Origin of the sequence: Okeania sp. SIO2F4 (genome assembly GCF_010672385.1) — a bacterium.
GTDB lineage: Bacteria > Cyanobacteriota > Cyanobacteriia > Cyanobacteriales > Microcoleaceae > Trichodesmium.
The window spans coordinates 1-6,197 of record NZ_JAAHGT010000577.1 but is presented as its reverse complement, the minus strand read 5'-3'; the positions used below and the strand labels follow the sequence as shown (position 1 = coordinate 6,197).

Below are 6,197 nucleotides of genomic sequence, written 5' to 3'. Positions count from 1 at the left end.
AAACCCCCAAAAAAGCGCACCACTAATTTTTAAAATATAGTGGAGGACTTAAACCCTTGGATTTTTAGCTGACAGCTAATTAATTACCTCTTCTTAAATTACAGATAGGATTGGTTAAAAGGAAAATTTTTTTTGTCAAAATAGGGAGTAAGAAATAGACAAAAACTTCGCTTTTTAATTGTCCCGTATTTCCCAACCACGACTTTTCTTTACCTAATAAAAAAAAGTTAATGTCACAGTATTTTTTGAAACTGGTATTAGAATGAGCAAATATATAAGTATAATTAGTCAGCCGAAAATATTGCTATAGTGAATACCTAATACCAAATCTCAAAAATTTTGCTACATCTGATTGGGTAGGAGAGCGCTTTAGCAGGGGAGTAGGGGAGCGATCAAAATAGTAATAATATACATTTACCGAATAATTAATAATTAATAATTATTAATTATTCAGCTTTATTAGCCGACCCTCATAGGGGAAAAAGCGGTCGATATTCGGAGCTTTCTGTAGGATGAGATGCACTACCAACCTAGCCATATCCAATCTTCCTAAAGAGAAAAGTGCTCTTGAATTTCCTGATACATATTCCGTTAAGGTTTTCCTTGAGGTAATTATCCATTATCCATTAATGAATGACTGATAATTGTCAAAAACATTATTGCATTTTACTGATTACTTAATCGTTGAAGTCTTGGTGAATCAAAGCATTATTTTTGGTAATTGGTATCAGACCAGTTTGATAAATGTTTGCTACAAATATTTGCGTTACTTTTTCGGACTCAGGAGTCAGCAATACCGAGTCAGAATAAACAGTTTAAATATCATTTATTAGGGTTAATATCTCTGTTTTACTCAAAGGAAGATATCACCTAAAGTATTTTAACTATCCTGATTATTCGTAACATTCTTTTTTCACACTTGGTATAATATCAAGTCCGTTTAATTAGTGATGAAAAACCTATTCTCTCGCCACAATGACAAATTTTCCTATTCTCCCAACTTGGTTAATTTCTAATACCAAATCTCACGCATTATTGCTACATCTTCTTGAGAGTAGGGAGTAGGGAGTAGGTAGTAGGGTTTGACCGAATAAGTAGTAATAGCGCTTAATGGCTATAACCCTTAAAAACATTCCTGAATCTTGCTTATTACTTAAGAAATGAAGTCTTGAGCAAGGTATTGCATTATTTTTGGGAATTGGTATCATTTCTTAGGATTAATATTTTTTTTACTCAAAGGAAGATATCACCTAAAGTATTTTAACTATCCTGATTATTCGTAACATTCTTTTTTCACGCTTGGTATAATATCAAGTCCTTTTAATTAGTGATGAAAAACCTATCCTCTCCCCACAATGACAAATTTCCCTATTCTCTCGACTCAGTTAATTTATAATCTCATATCCGTTGGTATAGTCCCGTGTAAAAGCTGGGGAAATATCTACCATATTTAAGGGTTTTTCTTCTATTACAGCTTCTTCCTTTTCTTCCTTCTTACTTCTTACCGAATAATTAATAATTATTAATTATTAATTAAATACCTTGGTTAAAAGCCTGCCCTTTCAAGGGGAAAAACAGAAATAATATTTCTTTATATTCAATCCTCTCAGTTTTAACCAGAGGTAATTATCTATTATCCATTATCCATTAATGAATTCTTCCTTACCTTCCCTATACAATACTGATTCTACCCGACTTGATATAAAACATTCATCGGCATTCATCCCGACAATGAATCAGAGATTACAATGGGTTTCTTTTGCCAAATTTTGATAAATATTTTGGGTTTCTTTCCTCAACCCAACCTACAGGAGCAAATTATTTATAAAAAACGTTACAGCTATTTATATTGATTTTTTTTGGGGGTAGATTGAATTCTGAAAATCTCCCCCTCATAATTTTAACACTGCCGATCGGTTTGAGATTCTGCTAAATTATTGGCAAATTCTTCGCCTATTTCTGCAAAAGTTGTCTTGCTTTGTTCATATAAAGAAATACCACTTTTAATCATAGCTTTGGCAAGAGGTCTACCCATTTTAGTAACAGTAGGAGCTACTAACGGACCTAATAAAAACACACCTAATCCTAAGATGGCAACTTGATTGTTAGTTTGACCGTCTTCAACCATTTCTCGGAGGTGAAGAGTTAGCACAGATTTTTTTAAGTGAACAAGTGACATAAGTAATTTTAAGAAGTAATAAGTAAGCAGAAAAAAGAAGAAAATGAAGTTGATTTTTTTGTAGGACTTGGTTGAGTAAATCAACTCTTGGGATTAACCAAAATGTATCTACAAAAACTCTCCCTGATAAAAGTTGCTAGATCGGTATTTAAAGAGAAATTATCTAATAAGTACCAGGACATAAATAAATACCACTGTGTTAAGAACAATTAACAAAGCTAAAACCCTTTTCTGTTCATAGTTAAGCCTTCCCTATTCCCTAACTCCACAGTTAAGTTTAATTTTGTCCGACTACTTACCTGCTTGATGAAATTGATACAATACGCCACAAACAGTAACAAATTGATGTGTACGGACGTTGCATGCAACGTCCCTTGCTGTACGGACGTTGCACAGGCAAAAATGCGTTTCATGTCCCACAGCGTTAGCGGAGCTTTGCGTCAGCAAAACGTCCCTACCTGAGACCGTCGGCGGTTACTCATCCACAGGCATTTTCATGTCGACGACAGCCGAAACTGTCAAGCCAAGCGCATTCCTTAAATTAATACTTGCATTCAAATCTCGATCTAAGGGCGCAAATATTTCTGATTCACCAGTCAAATAGCAAGTGTTATTTACCGAATAATTATTAGTTATTAATTATTAATTAGAGTTGTCGCTAAATAGATGGAAAAAATCGCTCAAATTAAGACACAGCAGTAATTACAGAAGTTTTTATTTAGGAATAGCTAAAATCCTTACTTGACTTGGGTTTACCAGTTTTTTTTAGTTATAAAGCGACAAGTCTATTAAATAATTTAGGTTAAAAGCCTCCCCCCATAGGGGAAAAAGCGGTCGGAAAGCGAAGCATTCCGTCAGGATGGGATGGCGAGGTCTCCTCGCTTGCCTCCAATCTCCCCTTGAGAGCGGTCGGAAAGCGGAGCATGGAGTAGGATGGGATGGATGGGTTACCTAACCAGATCCAATCGACCAACTTGAGAAAAGTGCTCTTGAATTTCCTTATATTCAATTCCGTTACGGTTTTAACCAGAAGTAATTATCCATTATCCATTATCCATTAATAAACACTTTCCAACTGGTGCTGCACCAGAGGGCGCAAACTATTTAAACCAGCAGCAATCGCACTGCCATTATGGACCACTGTAGCAATTAAAGGATGTAGTCCCACTGTGGAGGCCAACCCCAAAGCCACCAGATTTGGTCCTACTACCATTATAGTATTTTGTTCTATCAGATTTTTAGTTTCCTTAGCAATAGCGATCGCCTCCAACAAACTAGATAAATTATTATTCATCAACACCACATCTGCTGTTTCCCTTGCTACATCCGAACCATCCTCAAAAGAAACCGACACATCAGCATAAGCCAAAGCCACAGAATCATTCAACCCATCCCCCACAAAAGCCACAGTCTTTCCAGCTCGACGCAAATCTCGGACAATAGCAGCCTTTTGGTCAGGAAAAGCCTCCGCATGAACTTGAGACTCTGGAATTCTCAACTCCTGCGCCACTAACTTTGCCCTAACCTCATTATCCCCAGTCAGTAAATGTACTTCCATGCCATACTCTTTCTCCAACCTGACAATTAGAGGCATACTTTCCGGACGTACTGGGTCTTTATATTGAATTGCCCCCTGAAACTCCCCATCGCAAGCCACATAAATCAAAGATAACCACTCAGAAACCGGACATTCTTGGTTAGGATATTCGCAATTTTCCTGAAAACAAGGATGATGCTCATAAAAACAATCCAAATCAACCCCCGTCTGAATCAAAAACTTCGCACTCCCTACCAAAACATCCTGACCATTAATATCTGCCTGAATACCCAACCCAACTTTATAATCCCACTCACCCCGTGGGGAAATATTCACCCCCTTTTCCTCAGCATAACGAGCGATCGCCTCTGCAACTGGATGAGTAATACGTTGTTCGGCAGAAGCAGCTATTGCCAATACTTCTTCTGCATTCATTCGTCCGGCGACAGTTTCCACTCCCACCACAGCAATATTACCTTGAGTCAAAGTACCAGTCTTATCAAAAACAATCGTATCAATATCAGCCAACATTTCCAAAGTACGACCGCTCCTGACCAAAATTCCATGTCTAGTAGTATGGTTAAGCGCACCCAAAAATGCTGTAGGAACAGATACCCGAATTCCGGTCACAAAGTCGAGAGTCAGAATAGATGCTGCTCTACTGGGGTCGCGAGTTGTGCTTAAGACAATGCTAGCTAAAACCAAGGACGGCAGAATTAATTTGTCAGCCATTTGAGAGGCATAATTTGCCATTCTGGTGTCATGTACCGGCGCTTTTTGTAATAGTTCAATACTCGCAGCAGCACGAGTTTGTTTACCTACTCGTTCTGCTCTGATATAAATTTGACCAGAACGCACCAAAGTCGAAGCATAGACAAAAGTACCTACTTTTCCTACCACTGGCATTGATTCTCCAGTGAGTTGCTGTTGGTCGATGACCGCTTCACCTTGGAACACTTCCCCATCTACAGGTATTTGTTCTCCTGGATAAACTATTACTATGTCGCCTTGTTTTACTTGGTCGCTTGGTACTTGCAGTTTTTCTCCATTTCTTTCTACCCAGGCAAAACGTCCTATTGCATCTAATAGATCTGAGGTTTGATGTTCGGTTGACCTCGCGGTTTGTTCCCGAATTACATCCCCCAATTCGTGGAGAGTTAGCACTAATGCTGGTGTTAATAGTTTGCCTTGAATTGCACCAAGGCTTAAGGAGAGGAAGTCGAGACAGTCGATATTAATGCGATGTTTGATAAATAAACTGTGGAAAGCCCGTTTCACTACTGGGAATGCTGCTATAGCTAGAGCGCTAAAACTTAGTTGTGGAGAGATTGGTAATTTTAACGGTCCGCCGAGAAAAGCTAATAAAGTTGCTATACCTGGTATTGCCAAACTTGACCATTCTCCCTCATTTTCGTCTTCTGTTTCTGGTGGTGCTTGGGAGTCAACTTTTTGGCTGACAACTGTAATAGCAGAACTATCAACATTTTGCATCAGATAGAGCAGATTGGCTCGTACTTCTGATTCTGATTTGCCTTTGCTGTGATAATTAATTGTGATGGAACCCGCAGCTTGGTTAACCCGAACTTTTTTGACATGGGTATCCAATTCTAATAATTCTTGTACATTTTTAGCATAGTTTTTATCTATAGTCAAGCGCATAACGCGAAATCTGGCTCGTCCGGGAATCCCATGAACTAATGATATTGTGGGAGTTTTGATTGCTAGTGCAGATGTTGACCCTTGTTGTTGTGATTTGATAATTTGCATGACTTTAATTGAATCAGGAAGTATTTCTGGCGTTGGTAATTGGTGGAATTATTTTCTACTAAGGGTGATACCCATCACTTACTCTGGTTAAATATTTTAGAGGTATTAGAAACATATTAGACCACTCCGCAAAAGAGGGAGTAGGGGCGAAGAGCGAATCGCCCGTACGGGAGTAGGGGGAAATAATTAATGATTTCTATACAATAATTGATTTGATTTTTAATTATCAAGCCTATGTCTATTACTATTAAAGTTTCATCTGTTGATTTACCAACACCCTTACTCTGGTTAAATATTTAGAAGTATTAGAAACATATTACTCTTAGAGGGTATCTATAAATAAAAAATTAAGCCTTTATTTAGGATGGGTTAGGCGGGAATAATCTCACAAAATAAAATAATATTTTTCTGGCCATTACCACCGAATAATATATATTTGAGGTGTTTCTTTAGATTTATTTTACAGATACCTTCTTAAAGTTTCATCTGTTGATTTACCAACGCCTAACCAAAATTAGAGGAAGTTTTTGATGATGAAAATAATATATCAACTACTCTTACTTTTGAGTTTTAAGTTTTGATATCAAATATTAGTCAAGATGAAATTAATCGTAGAGATGCTCTAATAATTTTAAGTAATGCAGGAGTTCCCTTGATTGATGATACTGCTGATGGTTCTAAGGGTAGTGGTCTGATGCACCACAAATTTCTAGT

General features: G+C 37.4%; 3 protein-coding genes. All 3 read right to left on the bottom strand.

Annotation, left to right across the window (positions count from 1 at the left end):
- Window positions 1-1,900: 1,900 nt before the first annotated feature.
- The gene (locus F6K22_RS27885) at window positions 1,901-2,179 is read right to left on the bottom strand and encodes a DUF5132 domain-containing protein (protein WP_293105598.1); all 279 of its coding nucleotides are present in this window, start codon (window positions 2,177-2,179) and stop codon (window positions 1,901-1,903) included.
- Between the two features lie 218 nt (window positions 2,180-2,397).
- A complete protein-coding gene (locus F6K22_RS27880) occupies window positions 2,398-2,592 on the bottom strand; it encodes a hypothetical protein (RefSeq protein WP_293105595.1) in 195 nt (64 codons plus the stop codon).
- 644 nt (window positions 2,593-3,236) lie between these two features.
- The gene (locus tag F6K22_RS27875; protein WP_293105593.1) at window positions 3,237-5,483 is read right to left on the bottom strand and encodes a heavy metal translocating P-type ATPase; all 2,247 of its coding nucleotides are present in this window, start codon (window positions 5,481-5,483) and stop codon (window positions 3,237-3,239) included.
- Window positions 5,484-6,197: the final 714 nt, after the last annotated feature.

Excerpts from the sequence above, each read along its gene's own strand:
- F6K22_RS27885 (WP_293105598.1), bottom strand. The coding sequence starts at position 2,179 with ATGTCACTTGTTCACTTAAAAAAATCTGTGCTAACTCTTCACCTCCGA.
- F6K22_RS27875 (WP_293105593.1), bottom strand. The coding sequence starts at position 5,483 with ATGCAAATTATCAAATCACAACAACAAGGGTCAACATCTGCACTAGCA.
- F6K22_RS27880 (WP_293105595.1), bottom strand. The coding sequence starts at position 2,592 with ATGAAACGCATTTTTGCCTGTGCAACGTCCGTACAGCAAGGGACGTTG.